Source organism: Protofrankia sp. Cj5 (assembly GCF_917627405.1).
Lineage (GTDB): Bacteria > Actinomycetota > Actinomycetes > Frankiales > Frankiaceae > Protofrankia.
Window position 1 is genome coordinate 1 of the sequence record NZ_CAKJTO010000077.1, and the last position, 26,193, is coordinate 26,193.

Sequence of the window (26,193 nt, forward strand, 5' to 3'; positions counted from 1 at the left end):
CATGCCTACCACGGCGTGCACCCGTTCTATATGTGGTACTGGGGTGCGCATGCCATGGATCACCTGGGGGATGTGGTGTGGGTCGGTGGTGACCGGGCCGCCTGCGCGCGGATGGGCTTTCGGGCCGCGTCCACCCTGGCGGACGCGTTGGAGATGGTGTCGGGCACGGTCGGCCGCGATCCGTCCATGACCTACCTGCACTCCCCGCCGCACGTCATCGCGGACGTGCGCTGATGGCGCCCCGCCCGGCCGGGGCCGGGCTGCGTGAGGTGGCCCGCGGCTGGCGCTGGGGGGCCAGGCCACCGGTACCGCGTTCAGCTGAGCCACACCAGCTACCGGCGGTGGCCAGAGAGTTCCCCACGGCCTGGGCGCGCACACCGGCGATGCGGGCGGCCCGGGTCGCGGCTCTCGAGGTCGGGATGCGCCCGCTCCTGGACGCGAATCTGTCGCTGTCGGTGACAGGACTGGACGCCATCGACGGGCTTCGAGCGCCCGCGCTCTTCGTGTCGAACCACGCGAGCCATCTGGACGCGCCACTGCTGTTGTGCGCGCTGCCGCGGCAGGTGCGCGACCACACGGCCGTGGCCGCCGCCGCCGACTACTTCTTCGGTAGCTGGTGGCGGGGGCTGGGCACGGCCTTCCTGTTCGCGACCGTACCGATCGAGCGCCGCGGGGGCGCCCCCTCGACCGCGCCCGCGGACCTGCTCGCGGACGGCTGGAATCTTGTGATCTTCCCGGAGGGGACGAGGTCGAGGGACGGCCAGCTCACCCGTTTCCGGTTCGGCGCGGCACATCTGGCGATCACCTGTGGGGTTCCGGTGGTGCCGGTCGCCATCCGTGGCAGTTTCGCCGCGATGCCACGCGGACGCGGGTGGACGCTGCCTGGCCGGCCGGCGGTGTCCGTGCGTTTTGGCCGGCCTCTGTGGCCAGCCAGTGATGACCTTCGTTTCTTCACCGACCGGATCTTCGGTGAGGTCTCCCGGCTGCTGGCCGAGGACGCCACGTCATGGTGGGAGTCGCTACGCGCCACGCCCGCCAGCCCGAACCCGCCCGCTCGGAGTGCGCGGACCGCTCACTGGCGCCGGGTCTGGCAGTCAACCGAGCCCGTCGGACGCGACACGACGGGGTCTCCGTGGAAAGCTCCGAAGAATGTTAAAAACATCACGTCTGGCTGACAGCATGTCTAGCTCTGACAGCATGTCTAGCCGACATGGCGGATAAGAGGCTGCGGCAAAAGGGCCTTGGATCAGGGAGTGGCGTCCGGGTGGATGGGGCTGCGTTCTTACCCCACACCCCCCGGGATTCTTACCCCCACACCCCCCGGGCGAGAAGCGTCCCGGCCGCGACGGCGCCGACAGCGGCCAGCACGCTGCCGGCGACGTTCACCACGGCGAGCAGCCGGGTGCCGTCCTGGGCGAGCCGTAGCGTCTCGTAGGAGAACGTCGAGCAGGTGCTCAACGCCCCGCAGAGCCCGGTACCGACCAGCAGTGCTGCCTGGGAGGACGCCGCTCCCGCGCGCACCGCCCCGGTGACCATGCCGAGGACACCACTGGCGATCATGTTAACGGTGAGCGTGCCCCACGGGAACACCGTGTCGTGCCGGGCCTGCACCAGCCGGTCGGTCAGGTAGCGCAACGGCGCGCCGATCATCGCGCCTATGATTACCAGCAACCAGTTCACGTGTCCGCCTTGTGACCGAGCCGTGCCCACTGTGCCATCAGTGGCGCTGTGCCAACCGCGCCAGCAACGATCGTGTTGCCAGGGTCGCGGCCCAGACCGCGCCGAGCCCGCTTGCCATGGTCAGTACCAGGTATACCAGCGCCGTCCCGGCGTGTCCGCCCGCTGCCAGCCCCTCGGCGTCGAGCGCATATGTGGAGAAGGTCGTGAACCCGCCCAGCACCCCGGTGCCCAGGAACGGCCGCGCCAGTGGATGTACCGTATCCAGCTCGGTGACCATTACCATGAGCAGCCCGATGAACGCGCATCCGGAGGCGTTCACGACCAGCGTGGCCCAGGGGAACGCCCCCGCTGGGGTGGGCCAGAGCAGCGCCATGCCGTAGCGGGCGCAGGCCCCCAGCGCGCCGCCGACGGAAATGACGGCCAGCCGCGGGAGCGGTGCGCGGCGCGGCCCCTGGCGCCGCGGGGGCCAGCGCGGATCCACATCGGGATCGGCCGGTTCGACGAGCATCCGCTTCGGGCCCACTGTGTTCAGGTCGACTGTGTTCAGGTCGGCAGGGAGGCTGCGGCGTAGTGCGTCCTGCCGTGTGACGTGACGCAGTGTGGGTGAGGCTGTACGCCAGGATGAATCGCGTCGGCGTGGTGTGCCTCGGTGGGTTGATGGTCCACCTGCAGGGTGGTGTGGTCGATGCGGTGGTCGTCTCGCAGCCAGCCGTCCAGATCGACGCGGACGGCGTGGCAGTCGGCGTCGGGGAGCACGAGGACGTGCGCGGACAGTGCCGGCTCCCCGGAGGTGATCTGCCAGATGTGGAGATCGTGGACTTCGCTGACACCGGGCCGGCGGGCCATGGCGGCACCGATGCCGTCCGGGTCGATCCCGTCCGGCGCGGCCTCGAGAAAAATCCGGCCGGAAGCGCGTAGGAGCCCGACGCCTGCTTTCACCATGAGGATGACAACGACAATCGAGGCGGCCGAGTCGGCGCGATCCCATCCGGTGACGAGGATGACGACGCCCGCGAGGACGGTCGCGAGGAACGCGTAGAGATCGGTGAGGATGTGCTGGAAAGCACCTTCGACGTTCAGGCTGGCCCGGTTGGCTCGGCTGATCGCCCAGGTCGCGGCGATGTTGACGCACACGCCGACGAGCGCGGTGCCCAGGACGAGCCCGCCGGCCACCGCGCTCGGTGCCAGGAGCCGAACGACTGCCTGATAGCTGAGCCAGCCAGCCAGCAGCAGCAGGGTGATGCCGTTGGCCTGGGCGGAGAGGATCTCCACGCGGCGCAGCCCGAACGTGTATGAGCCATGGGCGGGCCGGGCCGCGAGCCACAGCGTGGCCAGCGCCAACACGATCGACGACGCGTCGGTGAGCATGTGGGCCGCGTCCGACAGCAGGGCCAGGGAGTGCGCCAGCAGGCCGACGACGACCTCTGCCGTGAGGTAGCCGCTGATCAGGCCCAACGCGATCGTCAACCAGCGGCGGTCGGCGTCCGCTGCCACATCATGCCGGTGACCGCCGTGGCCATCCGTATGATGACCATCCGTATCCTGGCCCATTCCGGTGTCACCCACCGCAGCCCTTCCTCTCCCTCATTCCTTTTCCACCGTACCGTTTTTCGCCCCGGCGCCCCGGCGCCGGCTTTCGCCTCGCGACGCACGCACCACAGCCCCGCTCCCGGAAGCACACCCACTATTGCTTAGCGAAAACGAGTGTCGGCACCGAATCCGGTTTCGTTTGCGTACATTTTTCTTGCGTCATTATTATCGATGTCGGCCGGGTCCGGGCGCTGACTTTCCGCGCCATTGTTGGCGAGCTCATTGCCGGTACGCGAGAGCGGCCGGGTCTGGCGCGCGGCGTGCGCGACGATCAGCCTGGCGTCATGGCTGAGTGGTCAAGGCCCCGGCCGGCCGTGGAGCCGAGACCGACGATCGTCAACCAGTCGCGGGGACGGTGGCGGGCCACCGCCACGGTGGCATGTGCGCTCGCCCGCTTGGGCACGACAAGCGCAGCGCCAGCCGCTGGGAGACTGTCGGCACCGAGCAGGCTCGCCGCCTCGGCCACGCTCGGCGTCCCGACCGCGGCCCGCACCACATCCGAGGGATTGGGCACGTCAACCGTGGCGAGCGCCGCGGCCGGGTGGAACAGCAGCGGCCAGCCCCGGGCACGGGCGGCCGAGACGATGCCGATCTCATCGCGCTTGGCGTCGACGGTGGCGAGGTGGCGTACCGCCAGCGGTGACAGGCCCGCGTCGGCCAGCGCGTGTTCGACCAGGTCGAGGACTTCCCGTGCGGGTGCGCCGCGGCTCGCGCCGACTCCGACGACTAGTGGTCGCCGCCGGTAGACGACCATCGGGCCGGTTACGGCCGTAACCGGGCTGTGGCAAGCGGGCTTCCCGCGGCCTCGAAACCGGCGCCGGCCAGCGCGCATCCCATCAGCCGGTCGCCCGGGGCCGGCTGCGCGCTTATTGCGGCCATCGCGGCCCGTTCCCGTGGCTCCCATGCCTGGCCTGCTTCGCCGCCGCGACGAAGCGCGTGGCCGCGCCGGGTACACCCGCCCAGTGCAGATGCAGGTAGGACGCGTGTACCCCACCGCGCACGAAGCCCTCCAGCCGATCATCCCGGTCGCCGCTCCCGGACCGGTCGCCGCTCCCGGACCGGTCGCCGCTCCCGGACCGGTCGCCTCGGCCTTCGACACGCCATGCCGGCCGTGCGGCCCCGGTGCGGGCGGTTTCGCGGGCAGCCAGCACCGCTGTGCGGTGGAACTCGTGCGCGGTCACTGGGGTACCGGCGTTGGCAATCGGGCTGTCGCAGGCGGCCACGGCCCGTCGATAACCAAGGGTGAGCCGGGGGCTCATCGCGGTGTCGGCGTCGAGCACCCCGCACATCGGATGCCCGTCCAGGGAACGGGCGAGGTACAGCAGGCCCGCGCACTCGGCGACGACCGGCGCGCCCCGGTCCGCCAGCGCCGCCACGTCGGCGCGCAGGGTCGTGTTCGCGGCGAGCGCGGATGCGTGTTCCTCGGGGAAGCCACCACCGATGATCAGCCCGTCGCAGCCGCTCGGCAGGGCCTCGTCACGCAGCGGGTCGACAGTGATCACCTCGGCTCCCGCGGCCAGCAGCAACTCGACCTGTTCGGCGTAGCCAAAGGTGAACGCCGGCCCGCCCGTGACCGCGATCCGCGCCGGCCGGTCCGACGCCGACGCCGGTGCCGGTGCCGCGGTGGGGATCACGGTGGGGATGGTGGTGGCCGGCGACCAGGGCCGCACGCGCAGCGGCGGTGCTGACCGGGCGAGCGCGAGTACGGCATCAAGATCGAATGATGCGGTAGCCAGCGCACCGAGCGCGCCGACAGCCTCGGCCGCGGCCGGTGCCCGCTCGGCCGCGGGCATGAGCCCGAGATGCCGGGATGGCACCGCGGCCCGATCATCGCGGCGCGCGACGCCCAGCACGGCGATACCGAGACCGGCGACCGCGTCCCGCAGCAGCCGTTCGTGACCGGCCGAGCCCACCCGGTTGAACACCACCCCGCCCAGGCACACCCGGTCGTCCCAAGTGGCGAAGCCGTGCACGGTGGCGGCCACCGAGCGGCCCACGGCGGACGCGTCGAGCACCAGCACGACCGGGGCGTCGAGAAGGCGGGCCACATGGGCGGCCGAGGCGAAGTCGGTGGGCTGGCCGGGTCCGGGCAGTGACACCCCGTCGAACAGGCCCATCACGCCCTCGACGATGGCGAGGTCGGCGCCGTGGGCGCCGTGGGCGAACAGCGGCGCGATCCGGTGCTCCCCGCAGAGGACGGCGTCGAGGTTGCGGCCGGGGCGTCCGCTGGCGACGGCGTGGTAGGTCGGGTCGATGTAGTCCGGCCCGACCTTGTGCGGGGAGACCCGCAGGCCGCGGGCGGTGAACGCGGCCATCAGCCCGGTCGCCACGGTGGTCTTGCCGGCACCGCTCGCCGGGGCGGCGATCACCAGCCGTGGGATCACCAGTTGTGGGATCACCGGCTGGGGCGGGCGCAGGCCCGGGGCGGTCACCATTCGATCCCCCGCTGGCCTTTTTGCCCGGCGTCCATCGGATGCTTCACTTTGGTCATCTCGGTGACCAGGTCGGCGGCGTCGACCAGCGCGGGCGGCGCGGCGCGGCCGGTCACCACGACATGCTGGCGTCCCGGGCGGGTACGCAGCACCTCGACGACTTCGTCGGTGTCGATCCATCCCCAGGTCAGCGGGTAGGTCAGCTCGTCGAGGACGTAGAGCTGGTAGGTCTGCGCGGCGATGTCCCGACGGATCTGCGCCCAGCCCTCGCGGGCGGCCTCGGCTGGTTCTGCCGTGGGGTCGATCCGGCGTTGTACCCAGCTCCAGCCCTCGCCCATCTTGTGCCAGGTGACGGCGCCGCCCTCGCCGGTCGCGGCCAGGGCGCGCAGCGCCCGTTCCTCTCCGATCCGCCATTTCGCGGACTTGACGAACTGGAACACCCCGACATCCCAGCCCTGTGCCCAGCCCCGCAGCGCGAGCCCGAACGCCGCGGTCGACTTTCCCTTGCCATCGCCGGTATGGATGATCAATAGCGCCCGGTCCCGGCGCGTTCGGGTGGTCAGGCCGTCGTCGGGCACGACGCTGGGCTGTCCCTGTGGCATGTCTAGGCGGCCTTCCGCGGATCGGCTCTCCGCGGGCCAGCCGTACCCCTGGCCGCGCGGCTGGCCGTCTGGTGAGCCGTAGCCGTCTGGTAAGCAGTGGCTGACAGGGCGTCGATCGGGATGGCCGTGCCGCCCAGCGCGGTCGCGAGGCGTCCGGCCAGGCCCAGGCGGACATGGCCGCTCTCGCAGTCGACGACGACGCTCGCCACGCCGGTGCGGGCCAGCGTCCGCGCGGCCGCGATCGGATCCGGGCCCGCGGTGGCACGGCCGTCGGTGACGACGATCAACAACGGCCGCCGGTGCGGGTCACGGCGGCGTTCGGTAGCGAGGAGCTCGCCCGCACGGGTAAGCCCGGCCGTGAGCGGGGTACGACCGCCGGTCGGCAGGGACGCGAGCCGTGCCGCGCCGACCTCCACGCTGGACGTCGGGGGAAGGACGAGATCGGCGCGGGAACCCCTAAATATGATCATTCCGATCCGGTCGCGACGCTGATAGGCGTCCAGCAACAGGGACAGCACGGCGCCGGTGACCGTACGCATCCGGGCACGGGCGGCCATCGAACCGCTGGCGTCCACCACGAACAGGACGAGATTGCCCTCGCGTCCCTGGCGGACCGCCCCGCGCCGGTCAGCGGGACACAGCACGAGCCCTGGGCCGGTACGTCCACGAGCGTGCTGCCAGGGCGCGGCCGCTCGCAGGGTTGCCGGCAGGTGCAGGCCGGGCGCGTCCGGGGAAGCGGTGACGACCGCACCGCGGGAGGTACGGGCGCGTGCGCGCCGGCCGGCCGCGCCCGCAAGCGTCCCGGTGCCGGGGACCTCCAGGCGGCGCGGGCGAAACAACGGGCCAGGACTGCCGGCGCGACGGTGCGCCCGCGCCGCGCCACCGCCGGGTTCGGGCCCGCTGGGGCCCCCATCCCCGCGTTCCCCATCCCCACCTCCGGCGCCGCTGCCTTCCGCGGGACGCGGGGATGGGACGACGTCCGCTCCGGCCGCCTGTTCCGCTGTCGTTCCCGGCCCGCTCGGTGCCGGCCCCCTGCCGCCGCCTCCGCGACCGCCGTCTCCCCCGCCGCCGGTGGGCGGGGCCGGGTCTGGATCTGTGCCTGGGTCGGCGGGTGGCGCTCCGGCGTGCGCCCGCGCATCGTCCTTGGCACGCGCCTTGTCCTCGCAGGCCTCGTCCAACGCCTGGACGAGGGTTTCCTCATCCAGGCCGGGCGCGTCGAACGGGCCGCGGCGGCACCGGTGCGGCAGTGCCAGGAGGGCGGCGCGGCGGACGTCGTCGGTGTCGACGGTCACCCGGCCCTCCCACGCGGCCAGCGCCATCGCGGTGCGGGCCACGACCACGTCCGCGCGCATGCCGTCCACGTCGAACGCGGCGCAGACCGCGGTGACCTGACGCAGGACGGGATCGGGCAGCCCGACACCAGGTAGCCGTTCACGAGCGGTGAGGATTTTTGCCGCGAGTGTGGCCTCCTCATCGATCCACCTGGCGGCGAAAGCGGCCGGGTCGGCGTCGTAGGCCAGCCGGCGGCGCACCACGTCGGCCCGCACCTGTGGCTGGCGGCTGGCGGCTACCTCGACGGTCAGCCCGAAGCGGTCCAGCAGCTGTGGGCGCAGCTCCCCCTCCTCGGGGTTCATCGTCCCGACCAGCAGAAAGCGGGCGGCATGGCGAACGGACACCCCGTCGCGTTCGACGTGGGCCACGCCGAGCGCGGCCGCGTCCAACAGGAGGTCGACGAGATGGTCGTGCAGGAGGTTGACCTCGTCGACGTAGAGCACGCCCCGATGGGCGGCGGCGAGCAGCCCGGGGCGCAGCGCGGTGACGCCTTCGGCGAGCGCCCGGTCGAGGTCGATCGCCCCGGTGACCCTGTCCTCGGAGGCGCCGACCGGCAGCTCCACCAGACGTGCCGCACGGGTGGTCGGCCGGGCCTCAGGTGGATGCGGCCCGTCGGGGCAGTCGGGCTCGGGCGCGCCCGGGTCGCAGGAGAACCGGCAGCCGGTCACCACGTTCACGGGCGGGAGCAGCACGGCAAGACCCCGTACCGCTGTGGACTTGGCGGTGCCCTTCTCCCCGCGGACGAGCACTCCGCCGATCGCTGGTGACACCGCGTTGAGCAGGAGCGCGAGCCGCAGGTCGTCCATGCCCACAACCGCGGACAGTGGGTAGGCCGTCATGGTGCCCGGTGCCGCGGTGCGCCGGATCGTGCACCGAGTCGTGTGCTGATCACCGGGTCATAAGCGTGCGTGGGCATACCACACTCCCCCCTCGGGTTTCCTCGCCCTCGGTAACGGTGCGGACGGCCGGAGTATCCTGACTTCCGGATCAGCGCTTCCTCTCGGCCTTCCAACCGCTGTCGCGGCCGTGACGTACGGTGAGAGGTTGCTCCCCGGTGACAGTGGCGGGACCGCGCCGGACTCCCACCGGCTTCCTCCACTGCCGTCGCGCTCCCCAGCATGACACACCGACCCACCCGCGGGCCCGCCTTCGCTTGAGCCCGGCCTGTGCACCCGACACGTCCGGATCCATCGCGTTCGGCGGCAATCCGCGGCCGAAGAGACCGGCGGTCATACCGGCCAGTCGATATTTCCGCTTTCGGATCGTGACGGCAACCCACCGTGACCCGCGTTCGGCGTAGGCAAGTTACTGCCCCCGTGGGGACGCCTCGCACAGCTGGCGACATACGGTCGATTGCAACCGAAGAAATGACCCATTGGCATGCTGCGGACGAGCCGCGGTGGCCCGGTGCTCCCGCCCGCAGCCGGTCGTGCGTCGCAATCAGGACGGAAGGATGATTTATGACCGCTGATAGCAGGCTGACCGCGCTCTCAAAGTATGAGATTTTCAAACGTACGCTCCATAAGGACGGAATTTTTTTTGTCCTGATCGCCGGTGCGAGATACGCGCGGGGGTTTTTGTTTGACAAACGGCACGGCACCCGAACGTCGATGCGCGTCGCTCTAGCGGATGATCTGACGATCGCAGGAGACAGAGAAACTGGACACGATCTTGTTCCGATGCCAATCGGGCCATTTTATGCTACGCTAAAAAAGCTTCGAATCCCAGCGCGTGGTGCGTTCATTGACTTTGGCTCAGGAAATGCAAGGACGCTTCTTCTGGCTGCCGAGTTTGGTTTTAAGAGAGCTGTCGGCGTTGAATTTACGAAGGAATTTTGTGAACTTAGTGAAAGAAATATAAAAGCTTACCAGAAGCGTCGAGGAAATAATTTTGACATGCATATTCTGTGCATCGACGCTACGCGCTACGAAATTCAACCGGAAGATTGTGTGTTCTTTTTCTTCAATCCTTTTGACGCGGATATCCTCAAGCTGGTGGTTGCCAATATCGAACATTCCGTCGCCATCCGCCCGCGGGCTGCCTGGATTATTTACAGCAAGCCTCTCCATGAAGATGTTCTGGATTCTCTGTCCAGCTCATGGGAAAAATCCAACGAGTTATCATATCGAGGTTTTGGGCGGGTAGTAGCCTATCGGTTTATGCCATGAACAAGGGTGGCACAGATTTTCATGTCAACCTCTGTCGGTAAGCAATTTTTCGTCATGTTCGCTAGGAGGAATTAACAGAGATGCCCGAATCGGCTCGGCCTGACAGTTCACCCACCGTCAGCGTGGTCATTCCGACCCTCAATGAAGCGGAAAATTTGCCGTACGTCTTCCCACGCCTGCCCGATGATGCCGAGATCGTCGTCGTCGATGGCCGTTCCAGTGACGGAACTGTTGATGTCGCTCGCTCATTGCGACCAGACGCCGTCATCGTGCATCAGACCCGCAGTGGCAAGGGAAACGCCGTGGCGTGTGGCTGTGCGGCGGCGACGGGCGATATCATCGTGATGCTTGACGCAGATGGGTCGGCCGACCCAGCCGAGATCCCCCAATTTATGCGGGCGCTCACTGCTGGTGCCGATTTTGCTAGAGGATCACGTTTTCTCCCCCTCGCCGGAAGCAGCGACATTACGCCGCTGCGTCGGCTGGGAAACCGATGTCTCAATGCGTTGGCTAATGCTTTGGTCCAGGCTCGCTTCACCGATCTATGTTATGGCTACAACGCGTTCTGGCGGCGGTGTATACCAGTATTTGATCTTGACCCTAGTGGTCGCGGTCAAAAGCACTGCTGGGGAGATGGCTTCGAGGTGGAGACGTTGATTAACATCCGGACCGCCCGAGCCGGCCTTCGTATTGTCGAGGTGCCCAGCTTCGAGTACCCGCGGATGCATGGCACAAGCAAACTCAACCCGATTTCCGATGGCCTTCGTGTTTTGTTTGTGATCATAAAGGAATGGGGGCGGTCTGGCAGCTGGCGAGCGCGATCAGAAATGCTACCAACTGCAGCGCTACGGATCGGTCCGAAACAGTTCACCGGAGTGGACGGATCAACTTTTGAGACGAGTTGTCAAGAGCATCATCACACTACCCGGCGTGGTGTATCGCGATACCGCCGGGTCTGCGCTGATGGTACTCGGAAGATCCGCTCGGCAGGACAACGTGAGGTCGTCGGACAGCTTCCGCGGTGAGCACCGTACTGCGGAAGCTGCGTGATTTACCGACCCTTCGACTCGAATTTGCTGAAAGGAAGGGATTCGTGAACGATCTCCAGTCGGAGCTGCCCACCGCTGTCCCTGCTCACGCTATATGGCACCGACAGATGACACTCACCGTCTCGGTTGTCATCTGTATCTTCACCGAGCGGCGTTGGGACGACATCATCGCCGCGGTTGACAGCATCCAGAACCAATGCCGCCAGCCGGCGGAGCTCATCATTGTCGTTGACCACAACGATGAGCTGTTCCAGCGCGCACGGAATTTCTTCGGGGATGTAATGGTAGTGGCCAGCCGTGGCGCGCGGGGGCTCAGCGGTGCACGAAATACAGGCGTTCAACTGGCTTCCGGGGATGTCGTGGTATTTCTCGATGACGATGCTCGGGCACGTCAGGAGTGGCTTGAACGCCTGCTTGCCCCGTACGCGGACCAGGCGGTGCAGGGTGTCGGTGGTCTCGTTGTCGCCGACTGGCCGACTGACCGCCCTGGCTGGTTTCCACCCGAGTTCGACTGGGTGGTGGGCTGCAGCTATGCGGGGATGCCGACAGCTCGCGAGCAGGTACGTAATCCGATCGGCGCGGCTATGTCGGTGCGAAAGTCCGCGTTCACTCGGGCTGGTGGCTTTACCGAGGGCGTCGGTCGGGTCAGTGCCGACACGTCCGGCTGCGACGAGACCGAATTTTTTATCCGACTTCGCCGAGTATTGCCAGCGGCCAAGATTATGTATGAACCGATGGCGGTCGTCGAGCACCGTGTCACTACAGAACGGGTATCGTTCGCGTATTTTCGCCGCCGCTGCTATGCGGAAGGGACATCCACGGCGCTTGTTGCCCACCTGGTCGGCACTCAGGTGGCTCTAGCTGCTGAACGTCGGTATGTGCGACACACCCTGCCCCGCGCGATTGCCGGTAATCTGCGCAGCGTCGACCGGTGGCCGCGCGCTGGTGCGCTGGTGCTGGGTTTCATCATCACAAGTACCGGTTATCTGGTCCGGCGAAGCAATTTCGTGGTCTCGGCTGTGATGGCCGGCTGACATCTTGACGCGTCCACCGTGCTCAGCTGTCTGGAAGGGCTGCCGGGAGGCACCATGATACCCATCCTACTTTACCATTCAGTGACCGATGACCCGCCACCAGGAATGGCTCGGTGGACGGTGTCCCCACGACGTTTCGCACAAGATGTCTCCATGATGGCTGATTCTGGTCGGACTGCTCTGACCGTGGCGGATTTCGCTCTGCTGCTGGCGGCCGGTAACCTGCCCGACCAGGTGCTTGTCGTGACACTTGACGACGGTTTCGGGGACAACATCGAAGCCGTCCGCCAGCTGGCGGACAAGGGCTTGGCGGCTACCGTCTTCCTGACCACATCGTGGATCGGATGTGACGGTATGTTGACCGCCCGAGACCTGCGCGAGATCGTTGAGATCGGCGCCGAAATCGGTGCGCACAGCCGTACCCATTGTCGGCTTGATGAAATTTCCAAGGCACAACTTGAGCAGGAGGTAGCCGGTTCTGGGGCGGACCTTTCCGCTCTTACAGGCATTCCTTGTCGGTCCTTCGCATATCCGCATGGAAACTTTGACAGGACCGTCCGCGCGGCCGTTATAAGAGCTGGCTACGAATCGGCCTGCGCCGTGAAGAACGCGATGTCCTGTCCTACTGACGATCGATATGAAATCTCTCGTCTGACAGTTAGACCGAGTGCCTCGAAGGAGGATTTTCAAAAATTGCTGAACGGTCATGGAAAAATACCTCCCCGACATGAGCTGCTACGTACCAGTGCGTTTCGCCTTGTGCGCCGTGGCCGGACCGCTCTGATCGCTGGAACCCATCGGTGAACAGGCCCGATCAACCTTATCGGGCCCGCCCCGAGCTGCCCGCAACCATACGCCGCCGTCTGTTGTTGTCCGAGGCCGCTGGTTACATCGCCGGGCCGGGTGCGTACCTGGTAGGCCGGTGGCGGATACGCCATCCACGCAGATCAGCGTCGCGGTCCGACAAAGGAACAAGCAAACTGCCGCCAGTGTCAGCATGGTCTCGGGAATGGCCTGGGTCGGAATTTCTCCACCGGGCTGTCACTACCCTCGGCCGAGAAGAGGAGCGCCTGCAAAAGACTACCGCCATCTGGTGCGGACAGCTTGAGCTCTCGGCACCCGATGTGTTGCCAAGACATCCCCAGCATGGCGACGGCTCCCCGTATACGCAGGCACGGATCCTGCTGCGCATACATGGTGAGGCAGTCGGCTATGTTTTTGTCGATATCGGGCTGGTCGGACTGGAACAGGCCCGGGTCCTGGCCGCCGCCGACAACGATACGGAACTCGTCGGCCGGGTGCGGCGCCATCTCGCCGCTGACGGCCTGTCTGCTATGCAGGACCTGCGCCATGGTCTCAGCGAGGTTAGGCTCGCCGCCGTTGACTGGCCCACGGCAGAGGGCGAACCGCGGCCATCCCGGAATGTGTCCCCCAAGGTGCGTGGCGCCTGTGTCGATAACGGTATTCGGTCTGGCCGAGATACTGCTGTATATCCAGATAGACTGATAAGTATCATCGTATGTACTCGTGACAGGCCAGATTCCTTACTTATTTGTCTGCATTCTCTGAAAAATCTTCTGCATCCGCATCTCGAGGCTGTCATCGTTGACAACGCGCCGAGCGATGACGGCGCTGCTCGTGTTTTTCAGAAGATAGTTGGAGATGACAGTCGATTTCGCTATGTGCGGGAAAATCGCGCGGGGCTGTCGTTTGCCCGTAATGCTGGGATTGCGGCTGCCACTGGTCTGGTGACGGCTTTTACCGACGATGATGTCGAGGTCGATCCGGGTTGGCTCAACGGAATTCTTCGCGGCTTTTCCCGACGGGACACCGTGGCCTGTGTGACGGGTCTGGTGGCGGCGGCAAACCTGGATAGTGCGGCCGAACAGTACTTCGATGCCCGGGTGGCGTGGTCGACACGGTGCGAGCCACGGCTCTTCGACGGTAAGCTAGCCACTCACTCAGGGCCTCTTCATCCTTTTGCGGCCGGCTCGTTCGGTGCGTTGGTCGCCGTCCGCACCACGTTGCTGCGGGAGCTTGGCGGATTCGACAACGCGCTCGGGGTGGGTACACCCAGTCGCGGCGGTGAAGATCTCGATCTCCTCGTCCGGATTCTGCTTGCGGGCCATGTCATCGCCTATGAACCGGCTGCCGTGTCCTGGCACCACCACCGGGGAGATTTTCCGGCTCTTCGGCGGCAGATGTTCGGCTACGGCTGCGGCCTCTCCGCCTATCTGACGAAATATCTGCTGAATCCCCGTATCAGTGGACGACTGATTCTGCGGCTCCCGGCGGGCGTCATGCACCTTCGCCGGTTGCATTCACGAACATGTCTGGCCAAGACGGAATGACATGGTTCCTACTTTCCGGGAGTCGGTATTTTGATCAACGCCTTTCAATGTCGTGTACCGGGGCCGGCGATCGCAAAAGACCTGGCGCTGCTTGCGCTCGCCGTGATAGCCGGGATCGCTGTGGTTGCGCCGAGCGGGCCGGCCCGGCCTGTCCTGGTGCTGCTGGCATTGCTGCTCCTGCCCGGCGCCGCCGTGCTCACTCGGCTTGACACACCTGATCCGCTTACCTGGCTGGGGCTCGCAATAGTGCTCAGCATGGCGGTGGATGCCGGGGCAAGTTTGGTGATGCTGTGGTCAGGACTGTGGCATCCGATGGTGCTGGGAGCCGTTCTCGCTGCGGCGTCCATAGCGGCACTCATTGTTGATCTTTATATGCGGCTGAAGCAGGCGCATACCTGCGGGCAAAGATCGCGAACGGCGGAGAACTGATGACAACGGCATCCAGACTTGGCGGACACTCCTCGCAGGAGCGGATTGTACCGGCGGTCGTCGAAGCCGCGTCACCGCTTCGACCCACCGGAAGTCAAGGTGAGCGGGGCCCCGGCGAATCATCGGCGCGCCAGATCGCGCGCTGTATCGCCGCTGTCGGTCCGCTCTTGGCGGGTACCGGTCTGTGGGCCGCCTCGCTTCCTTCGATCTCTACCTATGACCTTGATGATTACGGACTTTCGCCGCGCCTGGGGCTGCTGTGGTACACAGGATTGGCGGTGCTGCTTGTCGGTGCCGCCGCGAACCTGTGCCGGCGGTGGATGTCCGGGACTGTGGCCGGCGGGTACCTGGTTGCGCTCGCCACTGCACTGTACGGCACGATTCCACTCATCGTCGATGAGCCTCGATACGCATGGACCTATAAGCACATCGGGGTCATTCGCTACATAGAGTTGCACGGCTCGGTGGACTGGAACATCGATATCTACCATCGTTGGCCCGGCTTCTTTGCGACCGCGGGATTTTTCTCCGTGCTCGGCGACAGGCCGGATCCGACATCTTACGCGGCCTGGGCAGAACTGTTCTTCACTCTTGTCAACGTGGTTCTCGTCATCGCCATTGCCCGGGTGCTGCTACACGACAACCGGATCGCCTGGACAGCAGCGACGATCTTTGTCGTGACGAACTGGGTGGGGCAGAGCTACTTCGCTCCCCAGGCGTTCGGCTACACGCTCACCCTCGGGCTCATGTTGATTCTCGTCTGGCAGTTCAGCGGAACCCACCACAGTGTGCTGGGCAGCCGGGTGAGCCGCTGCATACACCGGTGCACCCGCCGGCCGGTATCGATGTGGCCTGCGCCAACCAAGGCGGTCTGGCCGCGATCGACGGCGATTGCCATATTGCTGTTCCTGGATTTCGCTATTGTCGCCTCTCATCAACTCACGCCATATATTCTTGCGGTTCAGGCGGGCGTTCTGGTGCTACTCGGGATGCTTCGACCCCGATGGCTTGTAGCTGCCTTCCTGTTGATCATGGTTGCTTTCCTGCTTCCGCATCTCAGCTATGTCAATCAACGGTACGGTCTGTTCACTGACCTCAACCCGCTGGCCAACAGCGAGACGGTCGCGCCGAACACGGCTATGCTACTGGGTAAGACAGTCAATATCATCTGCTGCAGGGTGCTTGTGCTGGTGCTTGCGCTCATGGCGGTGTCCGGTGCCATCCGTCTGCTCCGCAGGAGTGACGGCAGGGCGGTGGCACTGTTTCTGCTGGCCACTACACCGGCTTTTCTGATCTTCGGACAAAGCTACGGTGGTGAGGCAATTCTACGGGTGGTCCTGTTTGCGCTGCCATGGTGCGCGATACTCGGCGCGGTAGCCTGTACCACCGCTCCGTCCGGCGTTCTGCCGGCTGTGCGCGGATCCCGGCGCTACCTTCGTGTTGCCGGTAGATATTTACTGGTGGCCGCTACGTTGCTAACCTGCGCCGCGCTGTTCGTTCCTGCCTACTTCGGTCAGGACGAGATCAATTTTATGACGCATGACCAGCTCGCGGCCACTCATTATCTGTATACGCACGGCCAACCCGGTTCGGTGATCATGAATATCGCTTCCAACGCGCCGGTGCGGTCCAGCGCCAACTACAATCTCTTCCTTGATGAGTCCCTTCTCCGACGCGAGAAATTCCAACATCGGCCGCTCGGGGCCGCTGACATCGACGATGTCGTCGCGGCAATGCATGCCTACGCGCCGTCCGGTTATCTGGTTTTCGCTCCCAGCACGGAGGAGTTCGCCCGGGTGTTCCAGCTCACTCCACCGGGTGCCGTCGTATCGTTGGAACACGCGATAGCGGAGTCGGGCTTCTTCACGCCCTTCTATGTCGGACCGGACACCCGCATCTATGCGTTGCGTCCGATACCTGCATCACCGGGCTCCACATCACTGCCGGCCGCGAAACCGGCAGATGGCAGCCCGGGACGAGCGTCGTGACGGGCGGACCGCGCAGTCCGTTGTACCGCAACGGACTGGCGCTCGCCTGCAGCGCGGGCTTGTCGGCATTGCTCGGTGCCGGCTACTGGGCGCTGGCGGCCCATACCGCAAGGCGGGCGTCCGTGGGAGAGGCGACGGCTCTGGTGTCGGCGATGACGGCGCTTTCTCTGATCGGCCAGCTCAATCTCGGGAACGCGCTGACAGCATTTCTCCCCAGAGCCGGCTATCATCGATTCAGGATCGTGCTGGGCAGTTACCTCGGATCGGTCTGTCTAAGCGTCCTGCTAGGCGCGGGTTTTGCCCTGGTGGCGCCCCGCATAAGCCCTGCCTTCGAGATACTCGCCCATATCGGCATGGTGGTGGGTTTTGCCCTCTCGGTCGGTGTCTGGACACTATTCGTCATGCAGGATTCCGTCCTGGCCGCACTCCGACGGGCGTCCTGGGTCCCGATGGAGAACATCGTCTTCAACGTCATCAAATTCCTGTTACTCCTGGCCTTCGGAGGCGGGTCGGTGCTGGCGCTCTGCGGGGCATGGATCATACCGGCCGGCATCGCGGTCGTCGCGGTTTCCTGGTTGCTTTTCCGCCACTTTCTTCCGACTGGTACCACGCCGGCTCCCGACACCAGCCCACGCAACTTCAGACGTTTTCTCGCCGGCGAAGGTATTACTATGATCTTCGAACGGGTCGGTGTGACGCTCGTTCCCCTCCTGGTCGTGGTAATGGTCGGTCCAGCAGCGGGTGCGCCATTCGCGCTTTCTTGGATGATCATGCAGGCACTCGAAGCACTGATTTTCGGATTTGGTTTGTCGCTGATCGTGGAGGGCGCCCAAGCTGAGGCCGACGTCGTTACCATGCACCGCGAACTGCGTCGGCGTGCGCTGCTCGGTGTCGCTGCTATTGTTCTGGCCGCTGAGATCGGAGCACCTTTGCTGTTGCGTATCTTCGGCGCCGGCTACCAGGAAGACGCCACCGCTGTGTTCCGGCTGCTGCTGCTCGGCCCGCTGCCCGCGACAATCGTGATATTGGGTGTCAGCACAGCGCGTGCGCAGCGCCGAATTCGCCGAATCGTGGGCGTCCATCTGAGCATCGCCCTCCTGGTGCCCGCTGGCGCTGTACTACTCGGACACCTGTACGGAGTGGTCGGCGTCGGTGCCGCATGGTTGGCGGTGCAGGCGATCGTCGCCACCGCGGTGCTGCTGACCGAACCTGGCGAACAGCGGTCTTCCTCTCCGATCAGGGCCTTTCGTCTTGTTCCGGCTGAGCCCCTCGTGGTGCACGCCCCGGTCGGTAGCGAGGCTCCAAATAGCGCGGTCGGACGGCATCCCGACTGATCCGGTTGATCTGGCGATGTACCCCGTGCCAGCCCATCCGTAGACAGACAAGCCCGAAGGGCGCCAGATCGTCCGCGGCGAACCAGGCCTTCTCTGTGACTCCGTGCAGCGATGTCGCCCATGACCGGACATCCAGCTCACCACGTCGGCGGTATCCGAGCGCCGCAATCGGGTCGAGGATTTCGACCACGAAACCGCGCCCGGCGACCGGTACGCCGGCCGGTATCGCCTGGCCAGTCAGATCAAGATATGCGGCACGCGCCAGGTCGATGCCGGCTGTGTTCTCGAACAATCGGAACTGGGCGCCGAGCCTCGGATTGAAATCGAGCAGTTTGTACTGGTCGTCGCGGGCGTCCCAGCGAAGATCAATATCCAGGATTCCGTGGAAGGACAAGCGTGTCAGCAGCTCCTCGATCTGCCGACACAGCCTCTCGTTCTCCACCGACCGGCCCAGACACGTCACTCCGAAGTGCGGCGGGTAAGATCGTTCTTTGATTCCAGTGAAGGCCGGCCGGCAGGTCGAACGAGAATCACAGTAGCCATGAAAGAACCAGTCGTCACCTGGCCCGGCAGGTATGTACTCCTGCAGGAGCAGCGTCGTGCCTTCTGCCTGCTCGCATCTACCGTAGTAGTCGACGAGCTCTTCTCTGGTATGAATCACGGACGTGCTTCGCAGCGCCCCGGCGTGGCCGCGTCGCCATTGACAGGTGAGTTTGGCGACGAGTGGCAGGCCGATTCGGGCCGCGAAGTCCTGGGCCTCGGCGAGCGAGGTGGGCAGTGCGGCCGTTGCGCAGGGGACACCGAGTTCCCGGCACATCCTGTACATCAGATACTTGTCTGCCAGCCGGCGCGGCAGATTGTGCGGAGGAGCCGGAAAAATGAACCACGGCCGCAGTTCATCGCCGTGTTCCGCGACGAACACCGCACTTGCGTCGTCGACCGGAATAAGGACGGCCGGACGGCCGATGTCGGCCGCCAGCCGCAACAGACCCTGCCTGAGCTGGTCGGCGTCGTCAGGGTCTGGAGTCCAGAACATGCGGCCATGCAGATAGCGCGAACTGGCCGCGGGGGCCAACCGGTCCTCGTGCACGCTGTAGACGGGTATCCCGAGGCGGCCGAGACTCCTGCTCGCACCGAGACCGCCGTGGTAAAACGGATCAGGGAGAATTTTGAGGATGACGGCCGGGGTTTCGGTATCGATATGCTCAATGGGGGGTCTTGCATCAGCTCGGCGAAATATTAGCTGCATTCGTCTAGCATTCCACCGGCCCATGACTTCCACACCTCGGGCCACCTTTCGTGATTGTCGGAAATATCCGTAGTGTGACCCGTTTGATTATCAGCCTGAAAGACGGCAAGCGAAGAGTGATCGTGGAATACGATTGATCGATCACATGCATGATAGTGATCATTTCTGCAGGTACGAGTACACCGCCACCCAGTCGATCTGCACCGCCCCGCTCGTACTGGCCGCGGGGAAATGATCGAGAGATGACTCGGTCTGGATAACCCAGTGCATCGGCGTGTTGGGTATCCTCCCGGTCGAGCTACCGATGGACCGGTCATCGAGGATGAAATCTACTTTGTTTGGGGTCCACTCAATGCTGGCGGTATGCCATGCCGTGTACGTCGTTGTGGTGCCGAAGTCCTCCTGGTCGCCGCCAGAGGTTCCATCCTGTCGATGCATGAACGCGCTGATGCTTCCAGACAGGTCGCCTTCGGGAAAATCGATTTCTCCGTCGCGTGGCCATGCCCCGCTATCGGGCCACAAGAGCCATGCGGTCTTGAAACCGACGAGCGGATCCGCCCGGAAGCGGATGGTGAACTTACCGTACAACTGGCCTTGGTAAGCTGTGGAACTGCCGGGCAGTACAGGAATGAGTGCCGCACCCATGGGTGTTCCATTCGCAGTGTGTAGATTATAGTCAAGAACGCCATTCTGGACACTTAGCACTTTACTAGGATAATAATATGATTTTGCCCCGTTTTTACCCGCGGTGTCGAGTGTTCCGTCCGGATAGGCATTCCACCTGCCTTGATACGGGGCCGCGCTCGGGAAACTGCCGACCGGCGTATCGGTGACGAAATCTTCGGTGAAAATCTGTTTCCAGCCGGGAAGATCTCCTCGTGGCATTGTCACACCGGAAGCGCTGGGGGCGATGGGGATCGCGACCGACCTTGCTGTGGGTTGCGAAGACTTTGATGTTGGGGTGGCGTCAGGTGCGGCCGGGGGCTGACAGGCCACAAGTACGATACCTGCCAAAATGATCATTGCAGTCAGGCAAATGTATCGAGATGGCAGAAGGTGGCGTATAGCTACTGTAGCTGGCATGTTCCGCGGAACAGGAATTTTACACCTCTTTTATCTGAACTACCCCACACCCCCTCGGAGTGAGAAGTTAACAGCGGTCACCGGTGCCACTCAAGATTATATGTCAATCGTTAAACACTGCAATCACAACTAACGAACATAATCGTTGACCCCGTTGTCCGCGCAGCTAAATTTATCCATACCGTGATATAATTCATGTGTTCTGTTGATACACCAATCGGTGTCTCATAGCGATGATGATGGCCCCACGCGCGCTGTAGCCGGGATACCGACGGGGTATGGGGGTAGGGACTGGTCTCGTAGGGGACGCATGCCGGGGGGGACGATGGCTGAGGCAATGGCGCGGGCCGAGCGCGATCAGTCGAGCGTCGCGAGAACGCCAGAGCATCAGCACCAACAGCGGGCTCCGGTTGGTGAGTTCGGTGAGTGGTGCCACGATCTTCGGCGGCCGATCGCCGCGATCGAGGCAGCGGTGTGGGCAGCGCTCACCGATCCGGACGTCGGCACGGAAGTTCGACGCTGGCTGGATCGGGTGCTGCTGGAGGCGGACCGGCTCGCGGTGCTGGTGGACAGCGCCGCTGGTGGCGTCTGCATCCGGCTGGTTGACCTTTCCGAGCTGCTCGCGGAAGCAGGGGCCTACTGGGACCGAGCGGTCCCGGCACAGGTCCGGCACCGGCCGGGGACTGCCGCCCCGCTCGCCCCGGTGGTGGCTGATCCGGTCATGCTACGGCGGGTTGTCGACAATCTTGTCGCCAACGCCGCTCAGGCCGCCGGATCGTCAGGCCGAGTCGAGCTGACGGCTACGCCGATGGCGGATGACGGATGGATGGCGGTCGAAGTCGACGATGACGGAGCCGGATTCGCCGGTAAACCAGCGAATTCCGCTGGTTTGGGACTGAAAATTGTCCAGGAGACGGTCGAAAGATTCGACGGGCGGGTGGAAATCGACTCGAGCCCACTGGGCGGTGCCCGCCTGCGGCTCCTGTTGCCCGCGGCACATACCCAGCAGGCTATGTCGTGAGGGTGGTGCTCTGCGACGATCATCAAATGTTCGTCGAGGCACTGGGCGCTGTGTTGACCGCGCGCGGGTGGACGGTCTGTGAGCTGGCCTTCACCGCGGCTGATGCGGAGGCCGCGATCCGTTTCCACCGGCCCGATGTTGGGCTGATGGACCTGCGTTTCCTGGACGGCGACGGCCTTGGCGTGATCAAATCCCTTGCTGATCTGGCGCCGGAGACCAGGCTGGTACTGGTCACCGGCTCTACCGACGCCGCGTCGATCAGGGCGGCCATCGACGCCGGGGTGAGCGGCTTTGCCTCCAAGACGCAGGAGATCGAACGGATCATCGCTATCGCGGATCGAGTCGGCAGAGGTAAGGCAATGATCGATTCGGATGTTGTGGAGCGAGCCGTGCGGGCCCCCCGCAGCTCCGGTGAGCTGGCTGTCGTCGACGATCTCCTGACCAGCCGCGAGCGGGAGGTGCTTGCCCGGCTCGGGCGTGGGCAGAGCACCGCGGTTCTCGCCAAGGATCTCGGTATCACGGCCAATACCGCGCGCTCGCACATTCAGAACGTGTTGAACAAGCTCGGCGTACACAGCCGGATGGAGGCCGCCGCATTGGCGGTCCGGGTACGGCTCATGGACCGCGTCGACTGACCACGTTCCCCACCGGCGGTGTCACCACCTGGCCAGGTCATCGATCGGCCACGTTGACGCATGGCGGTATCCGCGGCGTAGTAGCCATCCGATGGTTGGAGGATGACCTGAAGAAGGTCCTGGGGTATCAACTGTGCATGACACCGAGTCGGGTACTGATCCTCGATTCCCAGCGGGCTGTCAGCGGCGCGCTCGCCGTTGCACTCCATGCCGAGCATGATTTCGAGGTGGTAAAAACTGTACACACCGTTGAGGCGGCAGCCACGGTGTTGGGGATACTCGATGTGGACATCCTGTTGCTGGACGCGGAGCTGCTCCGCGGAGATGGCGTCGACATTATCCGGGAGCTGCTGCTGCGACGGTCCGACCGGTTGCCAATCGTCGTCATGACTGACATTGATGATTCTCGTCTGGCCACCGAGGCGGTACGGGCCGGAGTGTCCTCATGGGTGCCTAAAAGGCTTGGTCTGCAACACCTGATGTCGGTCCTACGGGGTGCCCGTAACGGCGAGAGCTGGTTTCCGCCGCCGCTGCTGGGGGCAGTCCTCGCCGATCTGGCCCGCCCACAGCCCTCCCCGGCGGAGGAAAAGATCTCGACTCTCACGAGCCGTGAGCGTGAGATCCTTCAGTGCATGGTGAACGGACTTGACCGCACCGCGATAGCCAGGCGTCTTTTCCTCTCGGCCAACACGGTGCGTACCCGTATCCAGAATCTGCTCGGAAAGCTTGACGTCCATTCGGCGCAGGAGGCGGTTGCCCTGGCCGCACGTGCCGGGATCAGCGGTGACGAAGCGCCTGACGCCAGACCGTTCTCACGTCTCAATCCGCATCTCTCGCATTAGGCGTTAGGCGTTAGGCGTTATTAGGCGGGTCGAGGGACCGCGGGCGGTGATCTGACCGGTCAGCCCGCACCGCCTGCAAGGTCACCCTCGAGTCCCAGGTAGGTCTGTTGAAGCCCGTCGACGGTGGCGGGGTCGAAGACATAGGGGACGGCCAGCGACTCGTACATCCACATCTCAGGGCGCTCCCGGCGGGACGAAGGGACGTGCGGGCGGCGGACCGCCGTCGAGGAGCGCGCGGACGGCTGCGGTATCGAGATGGTCGGCTATCAGATCGCCGAGCGCGTCGAGCCGGCGCTGGCGGACGTCGGCGAAACAGGTGAAGGCCGGGGTGAAGGAGCGTCCGGACCGGGTGGCCGCGTCGACGAGCAACGCCCGGCGGAACGCGTCGTTCTCCAGCAGTCCGTGCCAGCTGGTGCCGGCGACCGCGCCCACGCGGGTACCGTCCGCGGCGAACGGTTCACCGCCGTCCACGGCCGGCCGGCCGTGGCGGATCTCGTAGCCGGTGACCGCGAGCCCCTCGCTGGTCGTGCCGGCACACCGGCTGAGTATCTTGTCCGGGGCGAAGGTGGTAGTCACCGGGAGCAGACCGAGGCCGTCCACCTCCCCGGTACCGGACTCGACCGGGTCGTCGATGCGACGGCCGAGCATCTGGTATCCGCCGCAGATCCCGAGCACCGGCCGGCCAGCGGCCGCGCGGGCCCGCAATGCCGCGTCCAGGCCAGCGTGGCGCAGCCAGGCGAGGTCCGCCACGGTCGCGCGAGTCCCAGGGATGATCACAAGATCGGCGTCGATCAGGTCCGCGGGCCGGGAGGCGAAGGCTACGGCCACGCCGGGCTCGGCCCGCAGCGCGTCGATGTCGGTGATGTTGGACAGTCGCGGCAGCCGGATCACTGCTACCCGCAGGAGTTCCTCGATCGCTGAGGGTCCGACCGGTGAGAGCCCTTCAGGGTAGGAGGCAAGATCGAGAGAGTCCTCGACGTCCAGCCACAGGCCGGAGCGCCACGGCAGCACACCGTGCACGGCGCGCCCGGTGAGCTGTTCGAGCTGGCGCAGACCGGGATCGAGCAGCCGGGGGTCACCGCGGAACTTGTTGATGATCCATCCGGCGATCAGTGCCTGGTCGGCCGCGTCGAGCAGCGCCAGGGTGCCGAACAGCGCGGCGAACACCCCGCCCCGGTCGATGTCGCCGACGACGAGCACCGGCAGGTCCGCGGCCCGGGCCAGCCCCATGTTCGCGATGTCGGTGTCCCGCAGGTTGATCTCCGCGGGTGAGCCGGCTCCCTCGCAGATCACCGCGTCGAACCGGCCGCGCAGGTCAGCCAGACAGTCCGCGACAACGGTGGCCAGGTGCGCCTTGTGCGGACGGTAGCCCAGGGCGTCCACCTCGGCGACGGGACGGCCCAGCACGATGAGCTGGCTGTGCCGGTCGCCGCCCGGTTTGAGTAGCACCGGGTTCATCGCCGCCTCCGGCTCGGCCCCGGCGGCGGCGGCCTGCATCGCCTGGGCACGACCGATCTCGGCGCCGTCCGTCGTGACGACGGAGTTCAGTGCCATGTTCTGGGCCTTGAACGGCGCGACCCGCACCCCTTCCCTGGCCAGCCATCGGCACAGCCCAGCGGTGACGACGCTCTTGCCCGCGTCCGATCCCGTTCCGGCGATCAGCAACGCGCCGCCGCTCACCGCCCGTTCCGCCGCCGCGCCCGGCTGGACGTCCACGCTGACCAGGCTGCTGACCACGTTGCCGAGCGGGCCGCCGAGGCAGCCGCGGCGACACCCGCTGACAGCGCCAGCGCGCTGGCGCTGACCGCGGCGGACAGGACCGCGGCCCGTTCCAGATCGGCGGGCTGGGCGGCCCGGCCGTATCCCATGACCGGCCGGTGTTCGACCCCGTGGTGGTAACGCAACGTCCCGCCCAGGCGCAGCCCGAGCGCGCCGGCGAACGCGGCCTCCACCTGACCGGCGTTCGGGCTCGGATGGCTTGCGCCGTCGCGGCGCATCACCCAGTAGGCGTCGACGGGTGAGCCGCCGACGACCGGCGCGCACGCGCATGCCAGGAGGCCGGCGACCCGGGACGGCAGGAGGTTCGCGAGGTCGTCCAACCGGGCCGACGCCCAGCCGAAGCGGGCGTGCCGGCTGCTGCGGTAGCCGACCATGGCGTCCAAAGTGTTGATCGCCCGGTAGCCGAGCAGGCCCGGTACGCCGCCGAGGGCTCCCCACAGCAGGGGCCCGACCACCGCGTCCGAGGTGTTCTCCGCCAGCGACTCGACGCCGGCCCGGGAAAGCCCGCCGGTGTCGAGCACAGCGGGATCCCGACCGCACAGCGCCGGTAGGCGGTCCCGGGCCGCGGCCACATCACCGTGGGCGAGGTCGCTGCCGAGCCGGCGGCCATGGCGGCGCAGGGACGTGCCGCCGAGGACCGTCCACGTCGCCGCCGCGGTCAAGGCCAACGAGGTTGCCCGCTGATAGCCCAGTCGGCTGCCGGCCCGGTCCATACCGGTCCGCGCCAGCGCGCCGAGCGCGACCGTGCCGCCGGCGAGCATGGATGTGTAGGCCAGACCGGCGGCGCGGTTGTCGTGGTAGAGCAGCCGTTCGGCACGGTCGGCAACAGTGCCGAAAGCGGCTACCGGGTGCATCCGCGCCGGGTCGGCGAGGATGACGTCGAGCGCTGCGCCCGCCAGCAGACCGGCGGCGCGGACCCATCCGGACATGTGTACTCCCGCGACGTGTGGCTGGAGATCGGCTCTTCACCACCGCCAGCTCGGCGGTGTGGTCGGGCGTTCAGCGCCGCAAGCGGGGCCGCCGCGACGGTTCCGTACGGGTGAGGTCATGCTGGGATCTGGCCGAGAGTGGGGAACAGATGGCGTCAGGGGGCACTCCCACCGGTTTCCTCCGTGTCCATCGGCTGGGGCCCGGTGCATCGGCTGGGCCTGTTGAGGAGAACAGATCCTCCGGCTTCCGGTCAAGTGCACCAACCGGTCACCCGTACCCTTCGTACCCTTCATCGGCGGACGACCGTATCTGGGGCCGGCCAGCAGGCAGGCCGGTGTGGCGCGGCGGAGTCAACCGGTGAACGGGTGTAGCACGCGCGTGCCGGTGCGCTCGAAATTCCTGATGGTACGGGTGACCAGAGTCCAGCCGTGCGGCCTGGCGGTGGCCGTGCGGAGATCTATTCCGTGCTGAAGCGACCGGCGTCTTCCGGTCACAGCATCATGGAGTAGGCGACAACCCCGCGCCGGACGGCGTCGAGCGCGGCGTGGGCCGTGCGGCGGGCCCGCGAGCCATCCGGCGCGACCTGGGCGATCTGGTCGAGCAGGTCGATGAGCTGGCGCATCCAGCGAACGAAGTCCCCGGCGGTGACCTCCAGCCCGGAGTCG

General features: G+C 65.9%; 24 protein-coding genes, 1 pseudogene and 1 riboswitch. Of the genes and pseudogenes, 13 read left to right on the top strand and 12 right to left on the bottom strand.

Features of this window, described 5'->3' with window-relative positions:
- Together MJ777_RS16200 and MJ777_RS16205 are read left to right on the top strand one after the other, a co-directional pair.
- Positions 1-234, top strand: a pseudogene (locus MJ777_RS16200) (transcriptional regulator); the annotation flags it as partial.
- Complete coding sequence (locus tag MJ777_RS16205; RefSeq protein WP_239309520.1) at positions 234-1,175, top strand: lysophospholipid acyltransferase family protein; 942 nt, start codon at positions 234-236, stop codon at positions 1,173-1,175. The pseudogene MJ777_RS16200 and the gene MJ777_RS16205, both read left to right, overlap by 1 nt.
- Positions 1,176-1,305: 130 nt before the next feature.
- On the opposite strand, the gene crcB is transcribed toward MJ777_RS16205, so the two are convergent.
- The 7 genes from crcB to MJ777_RS16240 form a co-directional block, all read right to left on the bottom strand.
- Entirely contained in the window at positions 1,306-1,680 is a 375-nt protein-coding gene (crcB, locus tag MJ777_RS16210; protein ID WP_239309530.1) for a fluoride efflux transporter CrcB, read from the bottom strand.
- A gap of 37 nt (positions 1,681-1,717) precedes the next feature.
- Positions 1,718-2,188: a CrcB family protein gene (locus MJ777_RS16215; RefSeq protein ID WP_239346672.1), complete on the bottom strand. Its 471-nt coding sequence runs from the start codon at positions 2,186-2,188 to the stop codon at positions 1,718-1,720.
- 35 nt (positions 2,189-2,223) lie between these two features.
- The gene (locus MJ777_RS16220; protein ID WP_370652739.1) at positions 2,224-3,231 is read right to left on the bottom strand and encodes a cation diffusion facilitator family transporter; all 1,008 of its coding nucleotides are present in this window, start codon (positions 3,229-3,231) and stop codon (positions 2,224-2,226) included.
- A 310-nt stretch (positions 3,232-3,541) separates the two neighbouring features.
- A complete protein-coding gene (locus MJ777_RS16225; protein ID WP_239309514.1) occupies positions 3,542-4,024 on the bottom strand; it encodes a cobalamin biosynthesis protein in 483 nt (160 codons plus the stop codon).
- 112 nt (positions 4,025-4,136) lie between these two features.
- Positions 4,137-5,702 carry a cobyrinate a,c-diamide synthase gene (locus MJ777_RS16230; RefSeq protein ID WP_239377051.1) on the bottom strand — a complete coding sequence of 522 codons (1,566 nt, stop codon included), beginning with the start codon at positions 5,700-5,702 and terminating at the stop codon, positions 4,137-4,139.
- Complete coding sequence (cobO, locus tag MJ777_RS16235) at positions 5,699-6,304, bottom strand: cob(I)yrinic acid a,c-diamide adenosyltransferase (protein WP_239309510.1); 606 nt, start codon at positions 6,302-6,304, stop codon at positions 5,699-5,701. The genes MJ777_RS16230 and cobO overlap by 4 nt, the downstream gene beginning before the upstream one ends.
- Positions 6,305-6,306: 2 nt before the next feature.
- Entirely contained in the window at positions 6,307-8,475 is a 2,169-nt protein-coding gene (locus MJ777_RS16240) for a VWA domain-containing protein (RefSeq protein ID WP_239377052.1), read from the bottom strand.
- A gap of 129 nt (positions 8,476-8,604) precedes the next feature.
- Positions 8,605-8,732, bottom strand: a riboswitch (cobalamin riboswitch).
- Between the two features lie 364 nt (positions 8,733-9,096).
- Between MJ777_RS16240 and MJ777_RS16245 the strand changes: the two genes are divergently transcribed.
- The 8 genes from MJ777_RS16245 (at position 9,097) to MJ777_RS16280 (ending at position 17,989) form a co-directional block, all read left to right on the top strand.
- Positions 9,097-9,804, top strand: coding sequence for a class I SAM-dependent methyltransferase (locus MJ777_RS16245; RefSeq protein WP_239377053.1), 708 nt, complete (start codon positions 9,097-9,099; stop codon positions 9,802-9,804).
- A gap of 80 nt (positions 9,805-9,884) precedes the next feature.
- Positions 9,885-10,829: a glycosyltransferase family 2 protein gene (locus MJ777_RS16250; RefSeq protein WP_239377054.1), complete on the top strand. Its 945-nt coding sequence runs from the start codon at positions 9,885-9,887 to the stop codon at positions 10,827-10,829.
- A 131-nt stretch (positions 10,830-10,960) separates the two neighbouring features.
- Positions 10,961-11,887 (top strand): glycosyltransferase family 2 protein, encoded by a 927-nt coding sequence (locus tag MJ777_RS16255; RefSeq protein ID WP_239377055.1) that lies wholly within the window; start codon positions 10,961-10,963, stop codon positions 11,885-11,887.
- Between the two features lie 153 nt (positions 11,888-12,040).
- The gene (locus MJ777_RS16260; RefSeq protein ID WP_239346663.1) at positions 12,041-12,691 is read left to right on the top strand and encodes a polysaccharide deacetylase family protein; all 651 of its coding nucleotides are present in this window, start codon (positions 12,041-12,043) and stop codon (positions 12,689-12,691) included.
- A 320-nt stretch (positions 12,692-13,011) separates the two neighbouring features.
- Positions 13,012-14,238 (top strand): glycosyltransferase family 2 protein, encoded by a 1,227-nt coding sequence (locus MJ777_RS16265; RefSeq protein WP_239377056.1) that lies wholly within the window; start codon positions 13,012-13,014, stop codon positions 14,236-14,238.
- 30 nt (positions 14,239-14,268) lie between these two features.
- Positions 14,269-14,667, top strand: coding sequence for a hypothetical protein (locus MJ777_RS16270; RefSeq protein WP_239346661.1), 399 nt, complete (start codon positions 14,269-14,271; stop codon positions 14,665-14,667).
- Entirely contained in the window at positions 14,667-16,655 is a 1,989-nt protein-coding gene (locus MJ777_RS16275) for a DUF3488 domain-containing protein (protein WP_239377057.1), read from the top strand. The genes MJ777_RS16270 and MJ777_RS16275 overlap by 1 nt, the downstream gene beginning before the upstream one ends.
- Positions 16,652-17,989, top strand: coding sequence for a lipopolysaccharide biosynthesis protein (locus MJ777_RS16280; protein WP_239346659.1), 1,338 nt, complete (start codon positions 16,652-16,654; stop codon positions 17,987-17,989). Before MJ777_RS16275 ends, MJ777_RS16280 begins: the two co-directional genes overlap by 4 nt.
- Here MJ777_RS16280 and MJ777_RS16285 read toward each other — a convergent pair.
- A complete protein-coding gene (locus MJ777_RS16285) occupies positions 17,892-19,238 on the bottom strand; it encodes a hypothetical protein (RefSeq protein WP_239377058.1) in 1,347 nt (448 codons plus the stop codon). The genes MJ777_RS16280 and MJ777_RS16285 overlap by 98 nt on opposite strands.
- A 159-nt stretch (positions 19,239-19,397) precedes the next feature.
- Positions 19,398-20,261 (bottom strand): glycoside hydrolase family 16 protein, encoded by an 864-nt coding sequence (locus tag MJ777_RS16290; RefSeq protein ID WP_239377059.1) that lies wholly within the window; start codon positions 20,259-20,261, stop codon positions 19,398-19,400.
- Between the two features lie 385 nt (positions 20,262-20,646).
- On the opposite strand from MJ777_RS16290, the gene MJ777_RS16295 reads away from it, so the two are divergent.
- The 3 genes from MJ777_RS16295 (at position 20,647) to MJ777_RS16305 (ending at position 22,819) form a co-directional block, all read left to right on the top strand.
- Complete coding sequence (locus MJ777_RS16295; protein ID WP_239377060.1) at positions 20,647-21,342, top strand: sensor histidine kinase KdpD; 696 nt, start codon at positions 20,647-20,649, stop codon at positions 21,340-21,342.
- Positions 21,339-21,977: a response regulator transcription factor gene (locus tag MJ777_RS16300; RefSeq protein ID WP_239377061.1), complete on the top strand. Its 639-nt coding sequence runs from the start codon at positions 21,339-21,341 to the stop codon at positions 21,975-21,977. Before MJ777_RS16295 ends, MJ777_RS16300 begins: the two co-directional genes overlap by 4 nt.
- A gap of 137 nt (positions 21,978-22,114) precedes the next feature.
- Positions 22,115-22,819, top strand: coding sequence for a response regulator transcription factor (locus MJ777_RS16305; protein ID WP_239377062.1), 705 nt, complete (start codon positions 22,115-22,117; stop codon positions 22,817-22,819).
- 174 nt (positions 22,820-22,993) lie between these two features.
- Here the strand turns inward: MJ777_RS16305 and MJ777_RS16310 are convergent, their stop codons facing one another.
- The 3 genes from MJ777_RS16310 to MJ777_RS16320 form a co-directional block, all read right to left on the bottom strand.
- Entirely contained in the window at positions 22,994-24,535 is a 1,542-nt protein-coding gene (locus MJ777_RS16310; protein WP_370652738.1) for a cobyric acid synthase, read from the bottom strand.
- On the bottom strand, positions 24,496-25,527 hold the full coding sequence (locus MJ777_RS16315; protein ID WP_239309480.1) for a cobalamin biosynthesis protein: 1,032 nt from the start codon (positions 25,525-25,527) through the stop codon (positions 24,496-24,498). The genes MJ777_RS16310 and MJ777_RS16315 overlap by 40 nt, the downstream gene beginning before the upstream one ends.
- A 491-nt stretch (positions 25,528-26,018) precedes the next feature.
- The coding region (locus MJ777_RS16320; RefSeq protein WP_239377064.1) for a hypothetical protein at positions 26,019-26,193 on the bottom strand (175 nt) is incomplete at its 5' end.